Raw genomic sequence first — 22,998 nt, 5'->3', positions numbered from 1 at the left:
TATTATCGCGCGCAAATTGTGAATCTTTCTGGAGTCAGGAATGAAAGTAACACTGCCAGAGTTTGAACGAGCTGGAGTTATGGTAGTTGGCGATGTGATGCTGGATCGCTACTGGTATGGGCCAACCAGCCGCATTTCCCCGGAAGCCCCGGTCCCGGTGGTGAAGGTGGATACCATTGAAGAGCGTCCTGGCGGCGCGGCAAACGTGGCGATGAACATTGCTTCTCTTGGCGCGCATTCGCGTCTGGTCGGTCTGACCGGCATCGACGATGCAGCGCGGGCGCTGAGCAAGACGCTGGCGGATGTGAACGTTAAATGTGATTTCGTTTCTGTTCCAACGCACCCGACCATTACTAAACTGCGCGTGCTGTCGCGAAACCAGCAGCTGATCCGCCTCGACTTTGAAGAGGGCTTTGAAGGCGTGGATCCGGAGCCGCTGCACGAGCGTATCAACCAGGCGCTGGGCAACATCGGGGCGCTGGTGCTCTCCGACTACGCCAAAGGGGCGCTGGCGAGCGTCCAGCAGATGATTAAGCTGGCGCGCGCTTCCGGTGTGCCGGTGCTGATCGACCCGAAAGGCACCGACTTCGAACGCTATCGCGGTGCGACGCTGCTGACGCCTAATCTCTCCGAATTTGAAGCGGTGGCGGGCAAATGCAAAACCGAAGATGAGATCGTTGAGCGCGGCATGAAGATCATTGCCGACTTCGACCTCTCCGCGCTGCTGGTGACCCGTTCCGAGCAGGGGATGACCCTGCTGCAGCCGGGCAAAGCGCCGCTGCATATGCCAACCCAGGCGCAGGAAGTGTATGACGTTACCGGTGCGGGCGATACGGTAATTGGCGTGCTGGCGGCGACGCTGGCTGCCGGTAATACCCTTGAAGAGGCCTGCTACTTTGCCAACGCTGCCGCAGGTGTGGTGGTCGGCAAGCTGGGGACCTCAACTGTCTCCCCCATCGAGCTGGAAAACGCGGTGCGTGGCCGCGCCGAAACCGGTTTTGGCGTGATGAGCGAAGAGGAGCTGAAAGTGGCCGTGGCCGCCGCGCGTAAGCGTGGTGAGAAAGTGGTGATGACCAACGGCGTGTTCGACATTCTGCACGCGGGCCACGTCTCTTATCTTGCCAACGCGCGCAAGCTGGGCGATCGCCTGATTGTGGCGGTGAACAGCGATGCTTCTACCAAACGGCTGAAAGGTGAAACCCGTCCGGTGAACCCGCTTGAGCAGCGTATGATTGTGCTTGGCGCGCTGGAAGCGGTGGACTGGGTCGTCTCCTTTGAAGAAGATACGCCGCAGCGTCTGATTGCCGGGATCCTGCCGGACCTGCTGGTGAAAGGCGGTGACTATAAGCCTGAGCAAATCGCGGGCAGCGAAGAGGTCTGGGCCAACGGCGGGGAAGTGATGGTGCTCAATTTTGAGGACGGGTGTTCAACCACCAACATCATCAAAAAGATCCAGAAAGACAGCGAGAAATAAAAAACGGGCCGAAAGGCCCGTTTTTTTGCGGTGAATTATTCCACGTTATCAACCGGTGGGATCGCTGGCGCCGGTTTCACTTCGTCGACAACGTTGCGGTTTTCCAGCTCGGTGAGGCGCTGCTCCAGCAGGGCAATCTTCTCACGGGTGCGCAGCAGAACCTGCGTCTGCACGTCAAATTCTTCACGGCTGACCAGATCCAGACGCATCAGCTGCGCCTGCAGCACCTGGCGGATCTTCTTCTCAACATCATCACCAAACTCACGTACGCCTTTTGGCATGGATTCATGGACCTGGCGGGCAAGTTGTTCAATTTTTTTTGGGTCGATCATCATAGTTCCCTTGAAGTAAAGATGTTTAGAATCATTGTAGCGCGTTACGGAGATCCTTAAACCAGAATTGTGTGAAGCTTATGCGTTGCCGAACATAATCATTAGCGTTATAGTTATCCCGCTTATTCTCAGGGCGGGGCGAAATTCCCCACCGGCGGTAAATCAACACCATGTTGAAAGCCCGCGAGCGCTTTGGGTGCACACTCAAAGGTCAGCAGATCCGGTGTAATTCCGGGGCCGACGGTTAAAGTCCGGATGGGAGAGAGTAACGAACCAGTCGGGCGAGGCCCGCTCACGTTATTTTTTTGCCGTACTCCGGCGCTCCTAAGACTGCCCTGATTCTGGTAACCATAATTTTAATGAGGTTTTTTTACCATGAATCAGACGCTCCTTTCCTCTTTCGGTACCTCTACTGACCGTGTTGAGCAGGCGCTTGCTGCGCTTCGCGAAGGCCGCGGCGTGATGGTGCTTGACGATGAAGACCGTGAAAACGAAGGCGATATGATTTTCGCCGCCGAAACCATGACCGTTGAGCAGATGGCGCTGACCATCCGTCACGGCAGCGGTATTGTTTGCCTGTGTATCACCGAAGATCGCCGTAAACAGCTGGAACTGCCTATGATGGTAGAGAACAACACCAGCGCCTTCGGCACCGGTTTTACCGTCACCATCGAAGCCGCCAGCGGCGTGACCACCGGCGTGTCGGCTGCTGACCGCGTCACCACCGTGCGTGCCGCCATTGCTGATGGTGCAAAACCTTCTGATCTGAACCGTCCGGGCCATGTCTTCCCGCTGCGCGCGCAGCCGGGCGGCGTATTGACTCGCGGCGGCCACACCGAAGCGACCATCGATCTGGTCACGCTGGCAGGCTTCAAACCTGCCGGTGTGCTCTGCGAACTGACCAATGATGATGGCTCTATGGCCCGCGCGCCGGAGTGCATCGACTTCGCGGTGAAACACAACATGGCTGTGGTCACCATTGAAGATCTGGTGGCGTATCGCCAGGCGCAAGAGCGCAAAGCCAGCTGATAACGCAGCATAAAAAACGCCGGGTTAACCCGGCGTTTTTTTTAACCTATTCCTGCCGTCTGGAGCAGCACCAGACTGAGCCCCATTACCGACATCCCGCACAGCACGCCGTAGCTGGGATTATTATTAGGGTCGATCTCTTTGGCGAGCGGCATCAGCTCGTCCACCGACAGCGCCACCATAATGCCCGCCACTGCCGCCATAATCGCCGCCATCACTACGGGTGAAATCAGGCTGCCGAGGATCAACCACGCCAGCACCCCGCCGAGGATCTCTGCCATGCCGGAAATGCCTGCCCAGAATACCGCCTTACGCTTAGAACCCGTTGCGGCATAGACCGGGCCTGCGACCGCCAGCCCCTCCGGGATATTGTGCAAAGCCACCGCCAGCGCAATACCGAATCCTAACTCCAGATTGTTACTGGCGGTCACATAGGTCGCAACGCCTTCCGGGAAGTTATGCAGGCTGATGCCCAGGGTCAGCAGCAGCGCGGTACGTCGCAGGTTGCGGGGCAGGGGCTGACTCCCTTTCTGCATCAGATCCTGCGGGTGCGCGTGGGGCAGCATTCTGTCCAGCGCAAAGTAGCCCAGCAGGCCAAAGACAAACATCCCGTAGCCGAGCACCGGCGACATCCCTTCCGTGCCGAGTGCCGCGGGCAGCATCTCCATCAGAGAGATGAGCAACATGATCCCGGCGGCAAAACCGAGCGAAAATGCCAGCACGCGGTTCGAGGGCTTCTGGCCCAGCACGCCGAGCAGGGCGCCGATAAAGGTGGCGGCGCCTGCGAGAACAGTCAGAATCAGGGGTACTGACATTCACCTCTCCTTATGATAATGATTATCATTCATATTAAAGGCTAAGCGCGCGTAAAGCGAGCGGGTATAATCGCCTTTACAGATCCCTTACATTCAAATTTCCTGATGATCTTCATCATGGTTATCAGAGTTCATCTTATCCTGTTAACGGGTAAGGTAAAGCTATCAAATCGACAGCTTGTGTAAGGATATCATCATGACATCTTCTCGTATGCCAGCACTGTTTTTGGGCCACGGCAGCCCCATGAACGCGCTGGAGGATAACGTCTATACCCGCGCCTGGCGTCATCTGGGAGAGACGTTGCCGCGTCCGAAAGCGATCGTGGTGATTTCTGCACACTGGTTTACCCGTGGCACCGGCGTTACCGCGATGGAAACGCCGAAAACGATCCATGATTTTGGTGGCTTCCCGCAGGCGCTGTACGACACGCACTATCCGGCACCGGGATCACCGGCCCTGGCGCAGCGGCTGGTAGAGCTGCTTGCGCCTCTCCCGGTCACCCTTGATAAAGAGGCGTGGGGCTTTGACCACGGCTCCTGGGGCGTGCTGATCAAGATGTACCCGGATGCCGACATCCCGATGGTGCAGCTGAGTATCGACAGCACCAAACCGGCGGCGTGGCACCTTGAGATGGGCCGTAAGCTCGCCGCGCTCCGTGACGAGGGCATCATGCTGGTAGCCAGCGGTAACGTGGTGCATAACCTGCGCACGGCCCGCTGGCACGGAGAAAACACGCCCTATCCGTGGGCAACGTCGTTTAACGATTACGTGAAAGCAAACCTGACCTGGCAGGGACCGGCTGAAGAACATCCCCTGGTGAATTATCTGGCGCATGAAGGCGGCTCGCTCTCGAACCCGACGGCAGAACATTTCCTGCCGCTGCTCTATGTTCTGGGGGCGTGGGATGGTCAGGAGTCCGTTTCCACACCGGTGGATGGCATTGAGATGGGCAGCTTGAGTATGTTGTCGGTGCAGGTGGGGTAAAGTGCCCGGTGGCGCTGCGCTTACCGGGCCTACGGAGTTATGTAGGCCGGGTAAGGCGAAGCCGCCACCCGGCACCACAGGCTACTCCACGAAGATATGCGGATAGAACCTTGACAGATCCTGGGTGATCAACGCCCGATCCTCACGAATACCAATCCCGGCTGGCTGATCGTTGATCAGCCAGCTGCCGATCAGCATGTAGCTGTCGCCATACTTCGGTAACTGGCAGAACTGCTGGACGATCATCCCTTCTTCGCCATACGGACCTTCTACCGCTTCCACGGTGTTACCGTTTTCGATAATCGATACGTTGGCACCCTCGCGGGAGAAAATCGGCTTTTTGACATACTTATCCATCTGCGGATGGTCATCTTCCGCGAAGTAAGCGGGCAGCAGATTTGGATGGTCCGGGAACATCTCCCACAGCAGCGGCAGCAGGGCTTTGTTGGAGATAATGCTCTTCCACGCCGGCTCCAGCCAGCGCACGCCCGCATCTTCCAGCTTGGTGGAGAAGACTTCGCGCAGCATATATTCCCACGGATAGAGCTTGAACAGGTTACTGATTACCTGGTCCTGCAGATCGGTGAACTGGCCTTTTTCACCCAGCCCGATATCTTCTATATAGAGGAATTCAGTGGCGACTTCGGCTTCGGCAGCGCAGTCCTGCAGATACTGTACTGTGCCGCGATCTTCGACCGTGTCGCGACAGCAGGCAAAGTGCAGCAGGTTAAAGCCGTGCTGTTCGCGCAGCTCAGTGAAACGCGCGATCAGCTTTTCCTGCAGGCTGTTGAACTGGTCACTGCCTTCCGGCAGACGGCCTGCGTTCTGCTGATCTTCCAGCCAGATCCACTGGAAGAAGGCTGCTTCATACAGGGATGTTGGCGTATCGGCGTTGTTCTCAAGCAGCTTCGGCTCGCCGGTGCCATCCCACGCCAGATCGAGGCGGGAGTAGAGCGACGGCTGATGGGTCTGCCATGACTGACGTACAAAGCCCCAGGTGTGCTTCGGAATGCGGAATTTGGTCAGCAGCTCATCGCTGGCAATCACCTTCTCCACCACCTTCAGGCACATCTGATGCAGCTCCGCCGTCACCTCTTCCAGTTTTTCAACCTGGGCGAAGGTCAGCTTGTAGTAGGCATCTTCACACCAGTACGGCTCGCCGTACATGGTGTGGAAGTTGAAACCATATTCGGTGGCTTTTTCGCGCCAGTCCGGGCGCTCAACAATACTGACTCGTTCCATTATCAGCCGCCCATTGAGCGCGTTGAGGTGCCGGTCGCGCTGCGCTGCATGGTGTTCTGTTTGGCAACAGATTCACCAAAGCCGCCGCGGGTAACGGTGCTGGTGGTCGCCGGTTTTGGTGCCATGGCGGTCTTAGGTACGTTCATGGTGCGGCCAGGCTGTGCGGCACCGTAACCTTTGCCGCTGGCATCGGTGTACTGACCGTAAGCCGGGCTGGCTGGGTTCTTCGAGCTGAACAGCGGTTGCTGTTGATAACCCGCGCCGCCGCCCATCAGTCGGCCCATCATGTAACCGGCCATGAGTGGCATCCAGAAACTGCCGCTGGATTGCGCCTGCGCCTGGTTTTCTGGCGCCGTGCCCGCCTGAGCCGGAGCAGGTGCCTGCTGGCACTGGCCTTCGCCAAATTCCGCTACGCAGTCTTCACGGCTGGCATATTTCGGCGCGGTACGTTCGGCCTCTTTCAGGGCATTGTTGTAGGCGGTGGTACACTCTGCCTTGTTGCCGGTGGCGGAGGCACAGTCGTCGGCATTCTGATAGAGCGAAACCGTTTCGTCGCTTTGCTCACAGCCTGCCAGCATAAACACGGCGCCCAGCGCCAGGGCGACAGGAGTGAGGTGACGCGCGTTCCAGCTTTTGCGGAACGTGGCGTGATTAATGGATTTTGTCCGTTTCATGATCGTCTTCCAGGACCCAGTGGTAAAACACAGAAAATAACGCTCAGAATAGAGGATGAGTGGTGGAAATTGAAGCGATGGGGGCGAAACTGGGGGATCTTTACGTTGGCTTACGTTTTTTTGTCGGACAGCTCGATAATACCCGGCCAGGATAGCCCTGGCCGGGTAACAGCATTAGTTGCTGGTGGTACGCGCAGCGGCGGCGGTTAAGCCATCAGCAGAGGCAGCCTGCTGTGGATTTTCCGGGGCCACAACCTCTGGGGTCGTGGAGATAGGTTTACCCAGGGCGCCGTTCAGCGCCAGCAGATCCTGCTCGTTCAACGTACCCAGCGCTGACTTGATGTTCAGCTGGTTAATCAGGTAGTTGTAACGGGCGTTGGAGAGCTGTTGTTTGGCGTTGTAGAGCGTGGTGGTCGCATCCAGAACGTCAACAATGGTACGGGTACCCACCGAGTAACCGGCTTCCGATGCATCCAGAGAGCTCTGGGCAGAGACAACGGCCTGTTTGTAGGCGTTGATGCTGCTGATAGAGGCGTTCACGTTATTGAAGGAGGAACGCACGGTCTGAACCACGCTGCGGTGCGCGCTTTCAAGCTGTTCGCTGGCACCGACAAAGTTGTACTGCGCCTGTTTAACCTGCGAATTGACCTGACCACCCTGATAGATCGGCAGGGAGAAGCTCAGACCAATTTTGTTCTGGCCGACATCGCTGTCGCTGTACTGACCACCCTGGGCACCGCTGGTTCTGGAGCCGCTGTAGCTGGTATTCGACACGCTGGTAGAGGCGTTCAGGCTCAGGGTTGGCAGGTGGCCATCCTGTGCCTGGCGAATTTGCTCGCGCGCCAGATCCTGATTCAGACGGGCCTGCAGCAGGCTAAGGTTACGGTTTTCCGCTTCTTTCAGCAGGGCATTCACCGCCTGCGGCTTGTCAGTTTTGAAGCGTTCAACGTTCAGGGAAGCCAGTTGCGGGTAGTAGTTACCGGTGACCTGACGCAGCTCTTCAACGGCGTTATCCAGATCGTTACGCGCGGTCACTTCGTTCGCCAGCACGCTGTCGTATTGTGAACGGGCGTTCTGCACGTCGGTAATGGCGACCAGACCCACGTTGAAACGCTGGGTCGTCTGATCGAGCTGACGGTAGATGGCTTGTTTCTGCGCTTCAATATAGGAGAGCGTATCGATGGCGCTCAGCACTCTGAAGTAAGCGGTAGCCGTGTTAAGGATCAGCGTCTGCTGGTCGGTCTGATAGGTGACATCCTGAATACCGGCTGCTTTTTCCTGCAGGCTCAGGGTACGCCATTTAGACATATCAAACAGCGTCTGGGTTAACTGGAGTGAACCGCTGGTCACATTGGAGTCGATGCCATTCGCATCACGATAGCCGTTGTTATAGGTATAATCAGCACCTAAACCCAGCTGTGGTAATAATGGACTGCGTGCTTCATTAATTTTTTCAAATGCAGCGTCACGATCGGCAGCGGACTTGCGCAGTTCCGGGTTGCTCAGACGTGCCTGCTTATAAACCTGTATCAGGTCTTCTGCCTGACTCAACGCGCTGAAGCCCGTCAGGCTCAGGCCGATGAGGATGGGGAGCAATTTCTTCATTTGCTTTCCTTGTTGTGAAGCTTTGTTAGCGCTGATCTAATTAAAAAAATATCTACCGATTCTAGCAGACTTCGCCACTGCAAAAGGTTGGCGTTCCGTGCCATGCGGCAGTAACTTGCACCAATTTACCATACTGTTGTAGAAACCGCAGTTTAGCAGATTGGAATTTCACCTTAACGCCACCATAAATAACAGGACGCAAACATGGAAAAACCAGAGAAGATGCCAGTGACATTCACAAAAAACGATGTAGAAATTATTGCACGAGAAACGCTCTACAGCGGATTTTTTTCACTGGAATTATACCGTTTTCGCCATCGTCTGTTTAACGGCGAAATGAGTGGCGAAGTGCGGCGCGAAATTTTTGAGCGCGGGCATGCTGCAGTCTTGCTACCCTTTGACCCAGTGCGTGATGAAGTGGTACTGGTAGAGCAGATTCGCATTGCCGCGCTGGATACCAGCGAAAGCCCGTGGCTGCTGGAGATGGTGGCCGGGATGGTTGAAGCAGGCGAGACCCCGGATGAGGTCGCCCGTCGCGAGGCGATGGAAGAGGCCGGGCTGATTGTTGGGCGTACAAAACCGATTTCGAATTATCTGGCAAGCCCTGGCGGCACCAGCGAGCGTTTATCGGTTCTGGTAGGCGAAGTGGACGCCACGACCGCGCAAGGGATTCACGGTCTGGTTGATGAAAACGAAGATATTCGTGTTCATGTGGTAAGTCGGGAGCAGGCTTATCAATGGGTAGAAGAGGGGAAAATCGACAACGCGGCTTCTGTCATCGCTTTGCAATGGCTACAGCTGCACTATCAGGAATTAAGAAACGAGTGGAAAAAATGAAGCGTTATACACCTGACTTCCCTGAAATGATGCGCCTGTGCGAAACCAATTTCGCCCAGTTGCGCCGTTTGCTGCCGCGTAATGACGCGCCCGGCGAAACAGTGAGCTATCAGGTGAGCAACGCGCAGTATCGGTTAACGATTACGGAATCAACCCGTTACACTACGCTGGTGGAGATCGAACAAACGGCACCTTCCATCAGCTACTGGAGCCTGCCGTCGATGACGGTGCGGCTGTACCATGACGCGATGGTCGCTGAAGTGTGTTCAAGTCAGCAGATCTTCCGCTTCAAAGCGCGTTATGATTACCCAAATAAAAAGTTGCATCAACGTGACGAAAAGCATCAAATTAATCAGTTTCTGGCTGATTGGCTAAGATACTGTTTAGCACATGGAGCGATGGCGATTCCGGTTTGTTAGCGTCGTGAAACCTACCTAAGGACACCATTTGGAAAGCCTGTTGAACCTGACTGTTGCTGGTGGGGCGCCAGTCAGGGTATTACAAATTACCGATACTCACCTGTTTGCCAATAAGCATGAAACCCTGTTAGGTGTGAATACCTGGGAGAGTTATCAGGCTGTTCTGGAAGCCATTCATGGCCAGAAGCGCGAATGCGATTTGATTGTCGCAACGGGCGATTTGGCGCAGGACCAAACCGCCGCGGCTTATCAGCATTTCGCTGAAGGTACCGCGAGATTTCACGCGCCCTGCGTCTGGTTACCGGGAAACCACGATTTTCAACCGGCGATGTACAGCGCACTTCAGGATTCAGGCATTTCGCCCGCTAAACGGGTCTACGCCGGCGACCACTGGCAGATTCTGCTGCTCGACAGCCAGGTCTTCGGCGTGCCGCACGGTGAGCTGAGCGATTTTCAGCTGGAGTGGCTGGAAGCGAAACTGGCGGCTGAGCCGGAGCGCAACACGCTGCTTTTACTGCATCATCATCCGCTGCCGGCAGGATGTAGCTGGCTCGATCAGCATAGCCTGCGCAACTCCGCCGCCCTGGATCAGGTGCTGGAGAAATTCCCGCGGGTGAAGCACTTGCTCTGCGGACATATCCATCAGGAGCAGGATCTCGACTGGAACGGTCGTCGCCTGCTGGCTACGCCTTCTACCTGCGTGCAGTTCAAACCGCATTGTGCGAACTTCACGTTAGATACCATTGCGCCAGGCTGGCGCTGGCTGGAACTGCATGCCGACGGCTCGTTGACCACCGAAGTCTGCCGTCTGGAAGGCACCCGGTTCCGCCCGGATACCGCGTCAGAAGGCTACTGATGTCTGCGCTCCTTTATCTGCACGGGTTTAACAGCTCCCCGCGCTCGGCAAAAGCGACGCTGTTTCGCCAATGGCTGGAGGTTCATCATCCCGACGTCGAGATGATCGTCCCGCAGCTGCCGCCGTACCCGGCAGATGCCGCTGAGATGCTGGAGACCATCGTCATGGCGCACGGCGGCGAGCCGTTCGGTGTGGTGGGCTCTTCCCTTGGCGGCTACTACGCCACCTGGCTCTCCCAGTGCTTTATGGTACCCGCCGTGGTGGTGAATCCGGCGGTGCGGCCTTTTGAGCTGCTGGTGGGCTATCTTGGGCACAACGAGAACCCCTACACCGGACAGCAATATGTGCTAGAGTCTCGCCATATTTACGACCTCAAAGTGATGCAGATTGATCCGCTGGAAGCGCCAGATCTTATCTGGCTGCTGCAACAGACGGGTGATGAAGTGCTGGATTACCGCCAGGCAGTGGCGTATTACGCCTCTTGCCGCCAGACTGTAGAAGAGGGTGGTAACCACGCTTTCACGGGCTTTGAGGATCATTTCACCCAGATTGTCGATTTTCTCGGTCTGCACAGCCTCTGACAATCGCTGCGAATTGCTAGTTTAAATCATGACGCAAACCTATAACGCTGATGCCATTGAGGTACTCACCGGGCTTGAGCCGGTTCGCCGCCGTCCGGGGATGTACACCGATACCACGCGCCCAAACCATCTGGGCCAGGAAGTAATTGATAACAGCGTCGACGAAGCGCTGGCGGGTCATGCCAGACGCGTTGACGTTATTCTGCATGCCGACCAGTCGCTGGAAGTGATCGACGACGGGCGCGGCATGCCTGTCGATATCCACCCGGAAGAGGGTGTGCCGGCGGTTGAACTGATCCTCTGCCGCCTGCATGCGGGCGGGAAGTTCTCCAATAAAAATTACCAGTTCTCAGGCGGTCTGCACGGGGTAGGTATCTCCGTGGTGAACGCCCTGTCCAAACGTGTGGAAGTGACCGTTAAGCGCGACGGCCAGGTCTACAACATCGCCTTTGAGAACGGCGATAAAGTGCAGGATTTGCAGGTGATCGGTACCTGCGCGAAACGCAATACCGGCACCAGCGTCCACTTCTGGCCGGACGAGAGCTTCTTCGACAGCCCGCGTTTCTCGGTCTCACGCTTAACGCACATTCTGAAAGCGAAAGCGGTGCTCTGCCCTGGGGTAGAAATTACCTTCAAGGATGAGGTCAACAACAGCGAGCAGCGCTGGTGCTACCAGGATGGTCTGAATGATTACCTGGGCGAAGCGGTTAACGGCCTGCCAACCCTGCCGGAAAAACCGTTTATCGGTAATTTTGCCGGTGATACGGAAGCGGTGGACTGGGCGCTGCTGTGGCTGCCGGAAGGCGGCGAGCTGCTGACCGAAAGCTACGTTAACCTCATCCCGACCATGCAGGGCGGCACGCACGTGAACGGCCTGCGCCAGGGTCTGCTGGACGCGATGCGTGAGTTCTGCGAATACCGCAACATTCTGCCGCGCGGCGTGAAGCTGTCGGCGGAAGATATCTGGGAGCGCTGCGCCTACGTCCTCTCCGTGAAGATGCAGGATCCGCAGTTTGCCGGTCAGACCAAAGAGCGACTCTCTTCACGCCAGTGCGCGGCGTTTGTCTCCGGCGTGGTGAAAGATGCCTTCAGTCTGTGGCTGAACCAGAACGTACAGGCCGCAGAAATGCTGGCCGAAATGGCCATCTCCAGCGCCCAGCGCCGTCTGCGCGCGGCGAAGAAAGTGGTGCGTAAAAAGCTCACCAGCGGCCCTGCGCTGCCGGGCAAACTGGCGGACTGTACCGCGCAGGATCTGAACCGTACCGAGCTGTTCCTGGTGGAAGGGGACTCTGCGGGCGGGTCGGCCAAGCAGGCGCGCGACCGTGAATATCAGGCGATCATGCCGCTGAAGGGTAAGATCCTTAACACCTGGGAAGTCTCTTCCGACGAGGTGCTGGCGTCGCAGGAGGTGCATGACATCTCGGTGGCGATCGGTATCGATCCGGACAGCGAAGATCTCAGCCAGCTGCGTTACGGCAAGATCTGTATCCTCGCGGATGCGGACTCCGATGGGCTGCACATCGCCACCCTGCTGTGTGCGCTCTTTGTGAAGCACTTCCGCACGCTGGTGAAAAACGGCCATGTCTATGTGGCGCTGCCGCCGTTGTACCGTATCGATCTCGGTAAAGAGGTCTATTACGCCCTGACGGAAGAAGAGAAAGCGGGTGTGCTGGAGCAGCTTAAACGCAAGAAGGGCAAACCTAACGTGCAGCGCTTTAAAGGGCTGGGCGAGATGAACCCGTTGCAGCTGCGTGAAACCACGCTCGATCCGAATACCCGCCGTCTGGTGCAGCTCACCATCAGCGATGAAGATGAGCAGCAGACCACCGCGGTGATGGATATGCTGCTGGCCAAGAAGCGCTCGGAAGACCGCCGCAACTGGCTGCAGGAGAAGGGCGACCTGGCGGATATCGAAGGCTGATAAAATGCCGGTCGGCAGGGATCGTGCGGGCTATTTGCCCGGCGGCGCTTCGCTTGCACGGGCCTACGAGACTTGCGTGGGCCGACGGGTTTTGTAGGCCGGGTAAGGCATCGCCGCCACCCGGCATCTCCTCAGGCCGCATGATTCTTCCGGTACTGCAAGGGCGTCTCTCCGATGCCCTTTTTAAATGCGCTGATAAAGTAGGTCACGTCCGAAAACCCCACCCGCGCGGCAATCTCCCGCACGCTCGCCTCCGAATGCAGCAGGCACTCACAGGCTTTGCGTAATCGTAACGTATTCAGGTAATCGTGAATTTTCTCCCCCGTTTCCGCATGGAATTTCCGTGACACATAGCTGCGGGATTTCCCCAGCTCGTCTGCCAGCGCATCAAGGCTGAACTTATGCTGATAGTGCTCATCCAGCCAGAACATTACCTGGCTGGCGATACCGTGGCTGTTGCCGGGTTGGCCTTCGTCATCGTGCGGCAGCATGGCGAACAGGCTAATCAGCAGGCTGGCGATGCGCTCGCTGTTCAACGGCGGCGGGTAGCAGCTGAAGAGATGATCGAGATGGCTGTGGCAGTGGGCCATGTCCGCTACCCAGGCTTCTCCTCCCCGTTGGGATAGCTTCTGGAGTCGTTGTTGGGTCTGGGGGAAATCACGCAGGGCTTTCATTACCGCATGCTGATCGAGATGAATAATGGTCCGGCGGTAGTTCGCTTCGGCCTGGGGATCGACCATCACCTTGTGCAGGGTAAAGGGCGGGAAGAAAAACAGCCTCCCCGGGCGCATGGTGTAGTGACGATTATCGACAATCGCCACACCAAAGCCCTCTTCGACATAGAGGATCTCCAGGCACTGGTGCCAGTGGTGATAGCGCACGGTGTTGGCGAACAGGCGACTGAACGACACCAGCGTATCGTTCAGGGTGATGAGCTCAAGGTGTTCCGCCGTGGGGGTCTCGCGCATAGTGCAATAAAACTCAACTTTTCCCTTTTCTTTCCCCTTTATAAACCACCTTTTTAAATTTCCTCAACTGCGGGTTTATTCATCTCTCACTCCTGTGACCCAGCTAACATTTCTGCACCTTGCTGATTAACTATGCTTTGCCGCAGTTGATTGCGAGGACGAGCGTATGTGCGCGGCAAATAAAGAAAAATCAAATCCGTTGTCATCCCGCCAGGATCTGGTGGCGGCCCTTAATACCCTGCTGGCCGCGGTGGATAAGCAGTTCCCGGCGGGTAGCTCCCGTTTTTCACTGGGCGATACCAGCGCCCACTACGCCACCGATGTCGCGCAGATGGAGGGGCTCTCCCGGGTCTTGTGGGGGCTGTTTCCGCTGATGGCCGCAGGCGACAGTACGCCGTTCAGCGATAAATACCTCACCGCCATTAAGCAGGGGACCGATCCGCAAAGCGCAGGCTACTGGGGCGAAGCCGGGCCCTATGACCAGCGTCTGGTGGAGATGGCGGCCTATGGCCTCGGGCTGGCGCTACTGCAGGACAAACTCACTGAACTGTTTAGCGAACGTGAGCTGATGAACCTGCACGCCTGGCTGAACCAGATCACCGACGCGACGATGCCGGATAGCAACTGGAACTACTTCGCCATCATGGTCCAGCTTGGCTTTAAGCGCGCCGGGCTGCCCTACGATCAGCAGGCCATCGATCGCCGCTTCGCCATGATGGAGACCTACTATCTGGGTGACGGCTGGTACTCCGACGGTCCGGGTCGGCCAAAGGATTACTACATCTCAATGGCGTTTCACTTTTACGGCCTGATTTACGCCACCCTCAGCGGCGATGAGGGGCGGGCAGAGGTACTGCGCCAGCGTTCGCGCCTGTTCGCGGAAGATTTTATCTATATGTCCGCTGCCGACGGCGCCTCGGTGCCCTTTGGCCGCAGCCTGACCTACCGCTTCGCGATGGTCGCCTTCTGGAGCGCGGTGGCTTTTTCCGGGCTGGAGGTGTTTACGCCGGGGATCGTGAAAGGGATCATCCTGCGTCATCTGCGCTGGTGGCAGCAGCAGCCGATGACCGATCGCGACGGGATCCTGACGCTGGGTTTCGCCTACCCGAACCTGGCGATGTGCGAGGACTATAACTCCCCCGGCTCGCCTTACTGGGCGCTGAAAACCTACCTGATTCTGGCCCTGCCGGAGAGCCATCCGTTCTGGCAGGCAGAAGAGCAGCCATTACCTGCGCTTGCCGAAAAGCGCGTCATTCCCCATGCCCAGCAGATCCTGATGCAAGCGGATCACGTCACCATGCTTACCGCCGGACAGCTGGAGCTGAACAACTACGTTAACACCGAGGCGAAATATACCAAATTTGCCTACTCCAGCCGCTTTGGGTTCACCATCGAGCGCGGACGCTTCGGCATCAAGCATGCCGCCTGCGACTCCATGCTGCTGCTGGCCGATGGTGATAACTACTTCCGCGGACGCCGTGAATGCGAGGCGGTCCGCGTCGACGAGAACTTCATCTTTTCGCGCTGGTCGCCGTGGCACGACGTCCACATCGAGAGCTGGCTGGTGCCGTTTGGCGAGTGGCATCTGCGCCTGCACCGCATTAACAGCGCCCGCACGTTGCAGACGGTGGAGGGCGGGTTTGCGGTAATGAAAACCGACCACCAGCTTACCGGGCGCGGCAGTTATCTGAATGCCGCGAACGGCAGCAGCGCCATTGTCGATCTGTCGCCTGTCATCAGCCGTCAGCCTGACAGCGTGGTGACGCCACCCAACAGCAGCATCATGTTTGCCGAATGCGCCGCTATTCCGGTGCTGACCATCACTCTCCCGCAGGGGGAGAGCTGGCTGTGCAGTGCGGTATACGCCTCCGGGAAAGCGCGCGCAGAGGCAAACACACCACTCCTGGAAATAGAAGATAACCGGGTCGTTATTTGCGCGCCCGGAAGCGAACGTAAGCTGTCGTTCATTTTATAAGAGCCTTACCCTGGATATCGGCGAGGATGGTATGAGCAACAAAACTGAATATTACAAAATCAGCAGTTTTATTTTTCTCTATTTCTTTACCTGGTCGGCCAGTATTGGTTTGCTGGCGATCTGGCTCGGGCAAAAAGCCAACCTGAGCGGCTCGGTGATCGGCACCGTATTTGCGGTAAACGGTGTCTTCTCCGTTATTCTGAAACCGATCTATGGCTACATTCTGGATAAGATCGGCATGAGCAAATACCTGCTCTATTTTGTGGTGGCGATGTCCGCCCTGATGGCACCGTTCTTTATTTATGTCTATCAGCCGCTGTTAATGTCCAACACCATGCTGGGGATTATTATCGGCGCGCTCTATTTAAGTTTCGCCTGGTATGCGGGCGTTGCGGCGTGCGAATCCTATTCCGACCGTTTCAGCCGTCTGAACGGCATGGAGTTTGGTCAGATCCGTATGTGGGGCTCGCTGGGCTGGGCGGTGGCATCGTCGTTCTCCGGCCTGCTGTTTAACCTCTCTCCGGCGTACAACTTTATTATGGGCAGCGTGGCGTCGGTCATTATGCTGATTGTCCTCCTGAGCCTGAAGGTGAACACCAACTCGGCTCATGCGGGTGAGGTGCTGACCAAAGAGAAAATCGTTCCAGCGGATGTTTACGCCCTGCTGCGCAGCCGCAAATTCTGGGCCTTCTGCCTGTACGTGGCGGGCGTGGCCTGGATGATGTTTATCGCCGAGCAGCAGTTCTCGCGCTATTTCGTCACCTTCTTTGATGACGTGCACCAGGGCAACGCGGTATTTGGCTATCTGGGCACCGTGCAGTCCGGGATGGAATTTGTCATGTATATGGTCATCCCGCTGTTCGTGAATTTTATTGGTGCCAAGCGTGGGTTATTAATTGTCGGCCTGATTGTCGGGGCACGCCTGATTATTTCCGGGATCTGCGATTCGCACCTGCTCATTTCGGTTCTCAAGCCGCTGTACGGTCTGGAGATCTGCCTCCTGCTGGTGTCGGTCTTTAAATATATCGCTGAGCATTTCGATAAACGCGTGAACGCCACCATGTATCTGCTGGGCTATCAGGCGATGCTCTACGTCGGTAATGTCGTGGTCTCTTCCCCTGCCGGTTATATGTATGACCGCATCGGCTTTGAGCAGACCTATATCATCATGGGCGCCACGGCGCTGACCTTTACCCTTATTTCCGCCTTCACGTTATCCGCCTGCCAGAGCAAATGGCGCGGCGCAAAAACGCTGAACGTTGTTGAACATCACTAATTTACGTCGTCAAAGAAGGAATCGAATTATGTTAAGTCGTATCACCGAGGAACGTCTGGCCGATATTCCCGTGCCCGTGGATGAACGCGCCTTTAGCGATGAATTAATCTCGGCGCGCAGCCATATCCTCGACCTGATTAGCCGTCATTTAACGGAATTCGGTGACAAATTCCCGGCAGAAACCTGCAAAGAGGGGTTTTATCCCCTGACCGATAACGTCGAATGGACCACCAGCTTCTGGACCGGGCAGCTGTGGCTGGCCTGGGAGATGAGCGGGGAGGAGAAATTCCGTGAGATGGCCCAAAAACACACGCGCTCGTTTGGTCTGCGCATTGCCGGGCGCAGCGACACCAACACCCACGATCTCGGCTTCCTCTACACGCTCTCTTGTGTGGCAGACTGGCGGCTGACCGGCAGTCGCGAGGCGCGCGGCTTCTCGCTGCTGGCCGCCGAAGCCCTGCTGGAACGCTTCCACGAGAAGGCAAAGATCATCCAGGCGTGGGGCGATCTGGCCGATCCGGAACAGGCCGGGCGGATGATCATCGACTGCAACATGAACCTGCCGCTGCTCTACTGGGCGACGGAGCAGACCGGCGATCCGCGTTTTGCCGAGGCTGCTAAAGCGCATGTGATGCAGGCCGCAACGTACCTGATCCGTGACGATGCCTCCACCTTCCATACCTACTATATGGACGTGGTCACCGGCGCGCCGCGCTACGGCAATACCCAGCAGGGCTATGCGGACGACTCCTGCTGGTCGCGGGGCCAGGCGTGGGGGATTTACGGATTTCTGCTGAGCTATATCTATACCGGCGACGAGACGATGATCGCCCTGTCAAAACGGCTGGCAAACTACTTCCTCAACCGCCTGCCGGAGGATTATGTCTGCCACTGGGATCTGGCGCTGGTGGGCACCGACGCGCTGCGTGATTCATCGTCAGCGGCGATTGCGGTATGCGGCCTGCTGGAGCTGGTGAAGCACCTGCCGGTGACTGACCCGGATCGCGAGCGCTATCTGGCGTGGGCGAAAGGGATCATGTCCTCGCTGACCAGGCACTACCTGATGGGGAAAGAGGAGAAGGGCAACGGCGTGCTGAAACACTCCGTGTATCACCTCGCCAGCAATAAAGGCGTGGACGAGTGCGCCAGCTGGGGCGATTACTTCTACGTTGAAGCCCTGGTGCGCTTTACCCAGAGCTGGAAACTGTACTGGTAAGAAAACGCTGGGGTGGCATTGTCACCACCCCAGCACCTCTTTGATGACTCGCCGATAAGGGGTGTCGATCTGCTCCGGCACCTGCTTGATATAGTCCCGCGCATGCTGGCGGGCCTCGCCGCTCAGGCTGTCCAGATACACAATGGCTTCATCCACGGTGGGCACGCGGCCCTCCAGGGAGGCGCTTCTCGGCGGTAGCCCGGTCCAAATCACCGCCTCGATGCCTCTCTCAACCGCCCATTTAGCAAGCAGGCCGGTATGGCGGCCTTCGATCAGCAATGAACCTATACCGTCACAACGATCTTCCGGGATCCCCTCGCGTTCGCGCAACGCCTGACAGGCCAAGCTCAGCGTTTCCGCATTAAGCCATGCCCAGAGCACCGGTACGGCAGGCGCATTCATACAGATGGCGGTTGCCAGTTCACCGCCGTCGCTGACCCGGCAAAACTCGACAGGCAGCGATGGTCCGTCGGTTTTCCACTCCCCGGCGACGGGGAGTGAGCCGCTTTTCCAGACCAACGAGCCCAGCCCAGACAGGCTATCTTCATCATCTTCCCTCTGTGCGGTGCTATCAGACTTCAGGAATACGCAGCGTCTGGCCAGGATAAATTTTATCGGGGCTGGAGAGCATAGGGCGGTTGGCTTCGAAGATTTTGTTGTACTGCGAGGCATCGCCATACACCGTTTTGGAGATAGCGCTCAGCGTATCACCCGATTTGACCGTGTAGTAGGTGGCTTCATGTTGGGTATCGGTGGCGGTGATGCTGTTTTCCACCTCGCTGACGCCCGCGATGTTCCCTACCGCGACCTGGATTTTTTCCTTCTGCTCCTGGGTGAGTCCGTCACCCGTCACCACGGCCTTACCGTCGTTGACGTTGACCTGCACTTTGTCGGCGCCCGGTATGTTGAGTTTTTTAAGGTGTTCAGTCACCTTATCGCTCTGACCTTTGTGATCGGTCAGGTTATCCCACAGCTTTTCACCTGCTTCTTTAACGAAGTTAAAAATACCCATTCCTTCCTCCAGATAACAATGAAATCAGAAATAAGCATAGCAGGTGCGTTTCGAGGTGATAAAAAAAGCCCGGAAACGCTATGCGTACCGGGCCTGAGATTCGGTGCTGTTGGTATTGCCGGGCGGCACTTCGTTTGCCCGGCCTACGGTTTTGTAGGCCCGGTAAGCGTAGCGCCACCGGGCAAAACAGGGGTTAAACCCCGTTTTCCAGAATACGGATATGCGTTTCCAGAACGTCACCCTTCACCGCCTCGCTCCACGCTTTCATGTGCGGGGTCTGCAGATGCGCTTCAAGGTGCGCCACGGTTTCCCACTGCTCAACCATCACGATGGAGTCGGGGGCGGTGGTCTGGAAGCTGACGCCTGCAGCGGTGTCCACCATCGGCGCGTAGCCGTGGCAGCCGGCTTCTTCTAAAACGGTCGGGATAATTTTAGCGAACTGATCCAGCACCGCCTGACGGTGATGTTGGCCAGGACGGGTACGAATTTCAGCAATAACGGTAAGCATGGTCATTTCTCCTGATAACATGCAACCAGTTAAGCAAAAATTTCAGCCAGATGCTTGCGATATTCTGCGATATAGCGTGGCACGTCTGGCATTTTAATCACGTCGTTGGTGATAAAGGTCGGCAGCGCCTCCATTCCCAGGAACTGGTTGGCTTTGTGGAACGGCAGATAAACACCGTCCACGCCCACGCCGTGGAAGAACTGATCTTCTTCGGTGAAGGCTTCTATCGGGGCGTTCCAGGTGAGGGAAAGCATGTACTTTTTCCCCTGAATCAGACCGCCGGAGCCATATTTTTTCGAGGCATCTGAACGGGTGCGGCCATCGCTGGCATACAGCGCGCCGTGGCCTTCGGTAAAGACATCGTCCATGTACTTTTTCACGGTCCACGGCGCGCCCATCCACCAGCCAGGCATCTGCCAGATCACCACGTCAGCCCAGAGGAAGTTCTGCACTTCGGCCTGGATATCGTACTCACCGTCGGTGCGCACGACCTTAACATCATGCCCGGCGTCGCGCAGGAAGCCGTCCGCGACCTCGGTCAGGGTGTCATTCAGTTGGCCATTGGAGTGGGCGAATTTTTTTGCGCCGTTGATAATTAGGATATTGCTCATTAAGTTGTCCTCAGAGTAGCGAGTCTGAGGGCTATTCTACGCGCGACAGCGGTGCGGTGAAATTAGCAAAATGTGCAAAGTCTTTTGCTATAACAGCAATAATACCCTACCAGCCGACGGTGACGACAAAGCCGCCCTCCGGCGCATTCCCGAGTGTAACCGTCATTCGATGCAGGGCGGCAATCCGTTTGACGATAGATAACCCCAACCCGCTGCCGGTTTGCTCCTGTCCTGGCGGGCGATAGAAGCGTTCGCCGATCCGCGCCAGCGCCTCGGGGGCGATGCCCGGTCCGTTGTCACGGACGGTAAAACTGCGGCTATCCAGCGTAACCTCCACCACACTGCCGCGCGGGCTGTAGCGGACGGCGTTATCCAGCAGATTGCGTACCAGCAGGCTCAGCAGCAGCTGCTGACCGGGGCGGGTGACCTGCGGGGCGTTGATGTTCAGGCGCATCTCGATCCCGGCCTGCTGCGCCGAAGGGTAGATCTCCATCACCGCCGACTGGAGAACATCGGCCAGCACCAGGGATTCCACGTCATCGAGGCTCTCCAGCGAATCCAGGCGCGACAGGGTCAGGAGCTGCTCAACCAGCCGCGATGCCCGGTCGATACCGGCGTGTAGCTGGTTCAGCGCTTTGCCCTGCGCCTCAGGATCGTCCAGCGACAGCTGCGCCACGTCGGTCTGCACCTTCAGGGCGGTGAGGGGGCTGCGCAGTTCATGGGCGGCATCGGAGGTAAAGCGGCGCTCGCGGGCCATCATCTCCTGGGTGCGGGCGAACAGATGATTCAGCGCATCGAGCAGCGGGCGAACCTCAACGGGCACGCCGTGGGTCGGCAGGCGGTCAGTGGCATCCGGTGAGCGGAGGCGCAGGGTTTGCGCCAGCTTTTTCAGCGGGTGCAGTTCCCGGCTCAGCAAGACGATAAGCAACAGCAGCATCACCGGCAGCGCCACCAGCCAAGGCGTGAGCTGCGATCGCACCACGTCCAGCGCCATCTCCTGACGGTACTCCCGCTCCTGGCCGACCACCACCCGGTACTTGCCGTCCGGGGCGGTGAGCCAGAGGAAGCGCCATTCGTCGTTATCGTCGTTGAGCTGGCCGTTATCAAACCCTTCCCGGCGATAGTGATACGGAATGTCGCGCCCGTTTTCGCCGTCGTTAAGCACCATTTTGCCCTCGGGGGTGTAGATGGCGAAGGCCAGCGCATCGTCATCCAGATGGCCGTGACGGGCTTTTTTCGGCACCTCGCGCATGCGTTCCGGGGCTTTGAGCTCGTCAAGATCCATGGTCAGCAGCCGTTTGGCAAACAGCATCTGCTGGGTGTCAAACAGCTTATCGAGCTTATCGGTGGTCTGGTGCCAGGCGACGATGCTCGCGGCAAACCACGCCGTCAGCGACAGGGCTAAGAACAGCAGCGTCAGGCGCAGCTTGAGGCTGAGGCGTTGGGTCAGTTTCATGCGTCACCCAGGGTATAACCGATGCCGTGCACGGTGCGGATAACATCGCTGCCGAGCTTGCGGCGCAGATGGTGTATGTGGACCTCTATGGCGTTACTGGAGACGTCGTCATCCCAGGTATAGAGCTTCTCTTCAATCAGCTTCCGCGGCAGGACGCGGCCTGCGTTGCGCATCAGGAGTTCCAGCAGGGCAAACTCTTTCGGCTTCAGCACCAGAGTTTCGCCGTTTAGCGTGGCGACGAGGCTGGTAGGATTGAGCGTGATCTTACCGTGGCGCAGTTCGCTGTGCGCCTGCCCGTGGCTGCGGCGCACCAGCGCCTCCAGGCGGGCGGCCACCTCAATCAGGGCGAAGGGTTTACAGAAATAATCGTCAGCCCCCAGGCGCAGCCCCTCGACGCGCTGATCGAGCGCATCCCGCGCGGTTAATATCAGCACCGGTTCGTCGCGCCCCTGTGCCCGCCATTCGCGCAGGATTTGTAGCCCGTCGAGGCCGGGCAGCGTCAGGTCGAGTACCACGGCGTCGTAGGGGGCGCTGTAGAGCGCCGCGCGGCCCGTTTCGCCGTCGGTGAACCAGTCCACGCAAAAGCCCATTTTCGTCAGCCCGGCTTTAATGCCGTCGCCAATCAGCCTGTCATCTTCTACCAGTAAAATGCGCATATTTCCCTCCCTGATGCCGTCAGTAAACCCTCTGTTACGCACAGCTGTACAGTAAAAAAATTTAAATTTTCCGCTTAAGAAGTTGTTAAGGTTTACCCTGTTTAATGGATTGCGAAACGACATTAAAGGGAGAGTTAAGATGAAAAAAATTGCTGCTATTGCTGCCATCATGATGATCACCTCCGCGCCGGTGTTTGCGGCACAGGGTGGATTTAATGGCCCATCCGCGACGGCAACCCAGACGCAAACCCAGCAGGGTGGGTTTGTCGATAATGACGCTAACCTCACCACGGCACAGAAGGTCAAGGATATGAAGGATGACAGCTGGGTGAAACTGCGCGGGACGATTACCGAGCGCCTCTCTGACGACCGTTATACCTTCCGTGATGAGAGCGGCACGGTAACGGTGGAGATCGACAATAAACACTGGAACGGCCAGACCATTACGCCGCAGGATAAGGTTGAGCTGCAGGGCAAGGTCGATAAAGAGTGGAACGATTTCGAAATCGACGTGAAACAGGTTATCAAGCTGAATAAATAACCCATCAAG

General features: G+C 57.2%; 24 protein-coding genes and 1 riboswitch. Of the genes, 12 read left to right on the top strand and 12 right to left on the bottom strand.

Translation table 11 applies throughout. The features are described from left to right. Nucleotides 1-40 precede the first annotated feature (40 nt). Nucleotides 41-1,474 (top strand): bifunctional D-glycero-beta-D-manno-heptose-7-phosphate kinase/D-glycero-beta-D-manno-heptose 1-phosphate adenylyltransferase HldE, encoded by a 1,434-nt coding sequence (gene hldE, locus C3406_RS07020; protein ID WP_103822882.1) that lies wholly within the window; start codon nt 41-43, stop codon nt 1,472-1,474. Nucleotides 1,475-1,509: 35 nt separating this feature from the next. Here hldE and ubiK read toward each other — a convergent pair whose 3' ends face one another. Beyond that, nucleotides 1,510-1,806, bottom strand: coding sequence for a ubiquinone biosynthesis accessory factor UbiK (gene ubiK, locus C3406_RS07015; RefSeq protein ID WP_103822881.1), 297 nt, complete (start codon nt 1,804-1,806; stop codon nt 1,510-1,512). Nucleotides 1,807-1,926: 120 nt separating this feature from the next. Next, a riboswitch (FMN riboswitch) is annotated at nt 1,927-2,077 on the top strand. A gap of 104 nt (nt 2,078-2,181) precedes the next feature. Here ubiK and ribB point away from each other — a divergent pair. Beyond that, entirely contained in the window at nt 2,182-2,835 is a 654-nt protein-coding gene (ribB, locus tag C3406_RS07010) for a 3,4-dihydroxy-2-butanone-4-phosphate synthase (RefSeq protein WP_103822880.1), read from the top strand. A gap of 41 nt (nt 2,836-2,876) precedes the next feature. Here the strand turns inward: ribB and zupT are convergent, their stop codons facing one another. After that, nucleotides 2,877-3,650 (bottom strand): zinc transporter ZupT, encoded by a 774-nt coding sequence (zupT, locus tag C3406_RS07005; RefSeq protein ID WP_103822879.1) that lies wholly within the window; start codon nt 3,648-3,650, stop codon nt 2,877-2,879. Between the two features lie 196 nt (nt 3,651-3,846). Here zupT and ygiD point away from each other — a divergent pair, with 196 nt between their 5' ends. After that, on the top strand, nt 3,847-4,635 hold the full coding sequence (ygiD, locus tag C3406_RS07000; RefSeq protein WP_103822878.1) for a 4,5-DOPA-extradiol-dioxygenase: 789 nt from the start codon (nt 3,847-3,849) through the stop codon (nt 4,633-4,635). Nucleotides 4,636-4,716: 81 nt separating this feature from the next. Here ygiD and C3406_RS06995 read toward each other — a convergent pair whose 3' ends face one another. From C3406_RS06995 to tolC, 3 genes are all read right to left on the bottom strand, one after another. After that, entirely contained in the window at nt 4,717-5,877 is a 1,161-nt protein-coding gene (locus C3406_RS06995; RefSeq protein ID WP_103822877.1) for a glutathionylspermidine synthase family protein, read from the bottom strand. Between the two features lie 2 nt (nt 5,878-5,879). After that, nucleotides 5,880-6,551: a DUF1190 family protein gene (locus C3406_RS06990; protein WP_103822876.1), complete on the bottom strand. Its 672-nt coding sequence runs from the start codon at nt 6,549-6,551 to the stop codon at nt 5,880-5,882. A gap of 174 nt (nt 6,552-6,725) precedes the next feature. Continuing rightward, nucleotides 6,726-8,156, bottom strand: a complete 1,431-nt coding sequence (gene tolC, locus C3406_RS06985) for an outer membrane channel protein TolC (protein ID WP_103822875.1) — start codon at nt 8,154-8,156, stop codon at nt 6,726-6,728. A 204-nt stretch (nt 8,157-8,360) separates the two neighbouring features. Between tolC and nudF the strand changes: the two genes are divergently transcribed. The 5 genes from nudF to parE are packed head-to-tail and all read left to right on the top strand — an operon-like array spanning nt 8,361 to nt 12,770. Next, complete coding sequence (nudF, locus tag C3406_RS06980) at nt 8,361-8,993, top strand: ADP-ribose diphosphatase (RefSeq protein ID WP_103822874.1); 633 nt, start codon at nt 8,361-8,363, stop codon at nt 8,991-8,993. After that, nucleotides 8,990-9,412, top strand: coding sequence for a DUF1249 family protein (locus C3406_RS06975; protein ID WP_003862516.1), 423 nt, complete (start codon nt 8,990-8,992; stop codon nt 9,410-9,412). The genes nudF and C3406_RS06975 overlap by 4 nt, the downstream gene beginning before the upstream one ends. 28 nt (nt 9,413-9,440) lie before the next feature. Then, nucleotides 9,441-10,268 carry a 3',5'-cyclic-AMP phosphodiesterase gene (cpdA, locus tag C3406_RS06970; protein ID WP_103822873.1) on the top strand — a complete coding sequence of 276 codons (828 nt, stop codon included), beginning with the start codon at nt 9,441-9,443 and terminating at the stop codon, nt 10,266-10,268. Next, nucleotides 10,268-10,849: an esterase YqiA gene (gene yqiA, locus C3406_RS06965; RefSeq protein WP_103822872.1), complete on the top strand. Its 582-nt coding sequence runs from the start codon at nt 10,268-10,270 to the stop codon at nt 10,847-10,849. Before cpdA ends, yqiA begins: the two co-directional genes overlap by 1 nt. Before the next feature lie 28 nt (nt 10,850-10,877). Continuing rightward, nucleotides 10,878-12,770: a DNA topoisomerase IV subunit B gene (gene parE / locus C3406_RS06960; RefSeq protein WP_103176985.1), complete on the top strand. Its 1,893-nt coding sequence runs from the start codon at nt 10,878-10,880 to the stop codon at nt 12,768-12,770. A 131-nt stretch (nt 12,771-12,901) separates the two neighbouring features. Here parE and C3406_RS06955 read toward each other — a convergent pair whose 3' ends face one another. Next, complete coding sequence (locus tag C3406_RS06955; RefSeq protein ID WP_103822871.1) at nt 12,902-13,738, bottom strand: AraC family transcriptional regulator; 837 nt, start codon at nt 13,736-13,738, stop codon at nt 12,902-12,904. Nucleotides 13,739-13,904: 166 nt separating this feature from the next. Here C3406_RS06955 and C3406_RS06950 point away from each other — a divergent pair, with 166 nt between their 5' ends. From C3406_RS06950 to C3406_RS06940, 3 genes are read left to right on the top strand one after another with little or no spacing between them, the layout of a single operon-like run. Continuing rightward, nucleotides 13,905-15,713, top strand: coding sequence for a DUF2264 domain-containing protein (locus C3406_RS06950; RefSeq protein WP_103822870.1), 1,809 nt, complete (start codon nt 13,905-13,907; stop codon nt 15,711-15,713). Between the two features lie 31 nt (nt 15,714-15,744). After that, nucleotides 15,745-16,989, top strand: coding sequence for an oligosaccharide MFS transporter (locus tag C3406_RS06945; RefSeq protein ID WP_197080114.1), 1,245 nt, complete (start codon nt 15,745-15,747; stop codon nt 16,987-16,989). 28 nt (nt 16,990-17,017) lie between these two features. Beyond that, nucleotides 17,018-18,205 carry a glycoside hydrolase family 88 protein gene (locus C3406_RS06940; RefSeq protein ID WP_103822868.1) on the top strand — a complete coding sequence of 396 codons (1,188 nt, stop codon included), beginning with the start codon at nt 17,018-17,020 and terminating at the stop codon, nt 18,203-18,205. Nucleotides 18,206-18,226: 21 nt separating this feature from the next. Here the strand turns inward: C3406_RS06940 and C3406_RS06935 are convergent, their stop codons facing one another. The 6 genes from C3406_RS06935 to qseB all read right to left on the bottom strand — a co-directional run bounded on the left by C3406_RS06935 (nt 18,227) and on the right by qseB (nt 22,448). Then, nucleotides 18,227-18,724: a hypothetical protein gene (locus tag C3406_RS06935; RefSeq protein WP_233210542.1), complete on the bottom strand. Its 498-nt coding sequence runs from the start codon at nt 18,722-18,724 to the stop codon at nt 18,227-18,229. A 52-nt stretch (nt 18,725-18,776) separates the two neighbouring features. After that, complete coding sequence (gene lysM, locus C3406_RS06930) at nt 18,777-19,217, bottom strand: peptidoglycan-binding protein LysM (protein ID WP_103822867.1); 441 nt, start codon at nt 19,215-19,217, stop codon at nt 18,777-18,779. Between the two features lie 193 nt (nt 19,218-19,410). Further along, nucleotides 19,411-19,725, bottom strand: a complete 315-nt coding sequence (locus tag C3406_RS06925; RefSeq protein WP_103822963.1) for a putative quinol monooxygenase — start codon at nt 19,723-19,725, stop codon at nt 19,411-19,413. A 29-nt stretch (nt 19,726-19,754) separates the two neighbouring features. After that, nucleotides 19,755-20,336: an NAD(P)H-dependent oxidoreductase gene (locus C3406_RS06920; protein ID WP_103176972.1), complete on the bottom strand. Its 582-nt coding sequence runs from the start codon at nt 20,334-20,336 to the stop codon at nt 19,755-19,757. A gap of 106 nt (nt 20,337-20,442) precedes the next feature. Further along, the gene (gene qseC / locus C3406_RS06915; RefSeq protein WP_103822866.1) at nt 20,443-21,792 is read right to left on the bottom strand and encodes a quorum sensing histidine kinase QseC; all 1,350 of its coding nucleotides are present in this window, start codon (nt 21,790-21,792) and stop codon (nt 20,443-20,445) included. Continuing rightward, on the bottom strand, nt 21,789-22,448 hold the full coding sequence (gene qseB / locus C3406_RS06910) for a quorum sensing response regulator transcription factor QseB (protein WP_103822865.1): 660 nt from the start codon (nt 22,446-22,448) through the stop codon (nt 21,789-21,791). The genes qseC and qseB overlap by 4 nt, the downstream gene beginning before the upstream one ends. A 139-nt stretch (nt 22,449-22,587) precedes the next feature. On the opposite strand from qseB, the gene C3406_RS06905 reads away from it, so the two are divergent. Continuing rightward, a complete protein-coding gene (locus C3406_RS06905) occupies nt 22,588-22,989 on the top strand; it encodes a YgiW/YdeI family stress tolerance OB fold protein (RefSeq protein ID WP_103176969.1) in 402 nt (133 codons plus the stop codon). Nucleotides 22,990-22,998: the final 9 nt, after the last annotated feature.

Origin of the sequence: Leclercia sp. LSNIH8 (assembly GCF_002920195.1) — a bacterium.
In the GTDB taxonomy this organism is placed as follows: Bacteria; Pseudomonadota; Gammaproteobacteria; order Enterobacterales; family Enterobacteriaceae; genus Enterobacter.
The sequence above is the reverse complement of the archived record's forward strand: the minus strand, read 5'-3'. Positions and strand labels throughout refer to the sequence as shown.

What these genes read in the sequence shown, in the direction of transcription:
- parE (WP_103176985.1), top strand. Translation starts at nt 10,878, where the DNA reads ATGACGCAAACCTATAACGCTGATGCCATTGAGGTACTCACCGGGCTT.
- tolC (WP_103822875.1), bottom strand. Translation starts at nt 8,156, where the DNA reads ATGAAGAAATTGCTCCCCATCCTCATCGGCCTGAGCCTGACGGGCTTC.
- C3406_RS06905 (WP_103176969.1), top strand. Translation starts at nt 22,588, where the DNA reads ATGAAAAAAATTGCTGCTATTGCTGCCATCATGATGATCACCTCCGCG.
- yqiA (WP_103822872.1), top strand. Translation starts at nt 10,268, where the DNA reads ATGTCTGCGCTCCTTTATCTGCACGGGTTTAACAGCTCCCCGCGCTCG.
- ubiK (WP_103822881.1), bottom strand. Translation starts at nt 1,806, where the DNA reads ATGATCGACCCAAAAAAAATTGAACAACTTGCCCGCCAGGTCCATGAA.
- ribB (WP_103822880.1), top strand. Translation starts at nt 2,182, where the DNA reads ATGAATCAGACGCTCCTTTCCTCTTTCGGTACCTCTACTGACCGTGTT.
- C3406_RS06975 (WP_003862516.1), top strand. Translation starts at nt 8,990, where the DNA reads ATGAAGCGTTATACACCTGACTTCCCTGAAATGATGCGCCTGTGCGAA.
- lysM (WP_103822867.1), bottom strand. Translation starts at nt 19,217, where the DNA reads ATGGGTATTTTTAACTTCGTTAAAGAAGCAGGTGAAAAGCTGTGGGAT.
- qseC (WP_103822866.1), bottom strand. Translation starts at nt 21,792, where the DNA reads ATGAAACTGACCCAACGCCTCAGCCTCAAGCTGCGCCTGACGCTGCTG.
- hldE (WP_103822882.1), top strand. Translation starts at nt 41, where the DNA reads ATGAAAGTAACACTGCCAGAGTTTGAACGAGCTGGAGTTATGGTAGTT.
- zupT (WP_103822879.1), bottom strand. Translation starts at nt 3,650, where the DNA reads ATGTCAGTACCCCTGATTCTGACTGTTCTCGCAGGCGCCGCCACCTTT.
- C3406_RS06920 (WP_103176972.1), bottom strand. Translation starts at nt 20,336, where the DNA reads ATGAGCAATATCCTAATTATCAACGGCGCAAAAAAATTCGCCCACTCC.
- C3406_RS06990 (WP_103822876.1), bottom strand. Translation starts at nt 6,551, where the DNA reads ATGAAACGGACAAAATCCATTAATCACGCCACGTTCCGCAAAAGCTGG.
- ygiD (WP_103822878.1), top strand. Translation starts at nt 3,847, where the DNA reads ATGACATCTTCTCGTATGCCAGCACTGTTTTTGGGCCACGGCAGCCCC.
- C3406_RS06945 (WP_197080114.1), top strand. Translation starts at nt 15,745, where the DNA reads ATGAGCAACAAAACTGAATATTACAAAATCAGCAGTTTTATTTTTCTC.
- C3406_RS06940 (WP_103822868.1), top strand. Translation starts at nt 17,018, where the DNA reads ATGTTAAGTCGTATCACCGAGGAACGTCTGGCCGATATTCCCGTGCCC.
- C3406_RS06955 (WP_103822871.1), bottom strand. Translation starts at nt 13,738, where the DNA reads ATGCGCGAGACCCCCACGGCGGAACACCTTGAGCTCATCACCCTGAAC.
- C3406_RS06950 (WP_103822870.1), top strand. Translation starts at nt 13,905, where the DNA reads ATGTGCGCGGCAAATAAAGAAAAATCAAATCCGTTGTCATCCCGCCAG.
- C3406_RS06925 (WP_103822963.1), bottom strand. Translation starts at nt 19,725, where the DNA reads ATGCTTACCGTTATTGCTGAAATTCGTACCCGTCCTGGCCAACATCAC.
- nudF (WP_103822874.1), top strand. Translation starts at nt 8,361, where the DNA reads ATGGAAAAACCAGAGAAGATGCCAGTGACATTCACAAAAAACGATGTA.
- C3406_RS06995 (WP_103822877.1), bottom strand. Translation starts at nt 5,877, where the DNA reads ATGGAACGAGTCAGTATTGTTGAGCGCCCGGACTGGCGCGAAAAAGCC.
- qseB (WP_103822865.1), bottom strand. Translation starts at nt 22,448, where the DNA reads ATGCGCATTTTACTGGTAGAAGATGACAGGCTGATTGGCGACGGCATT.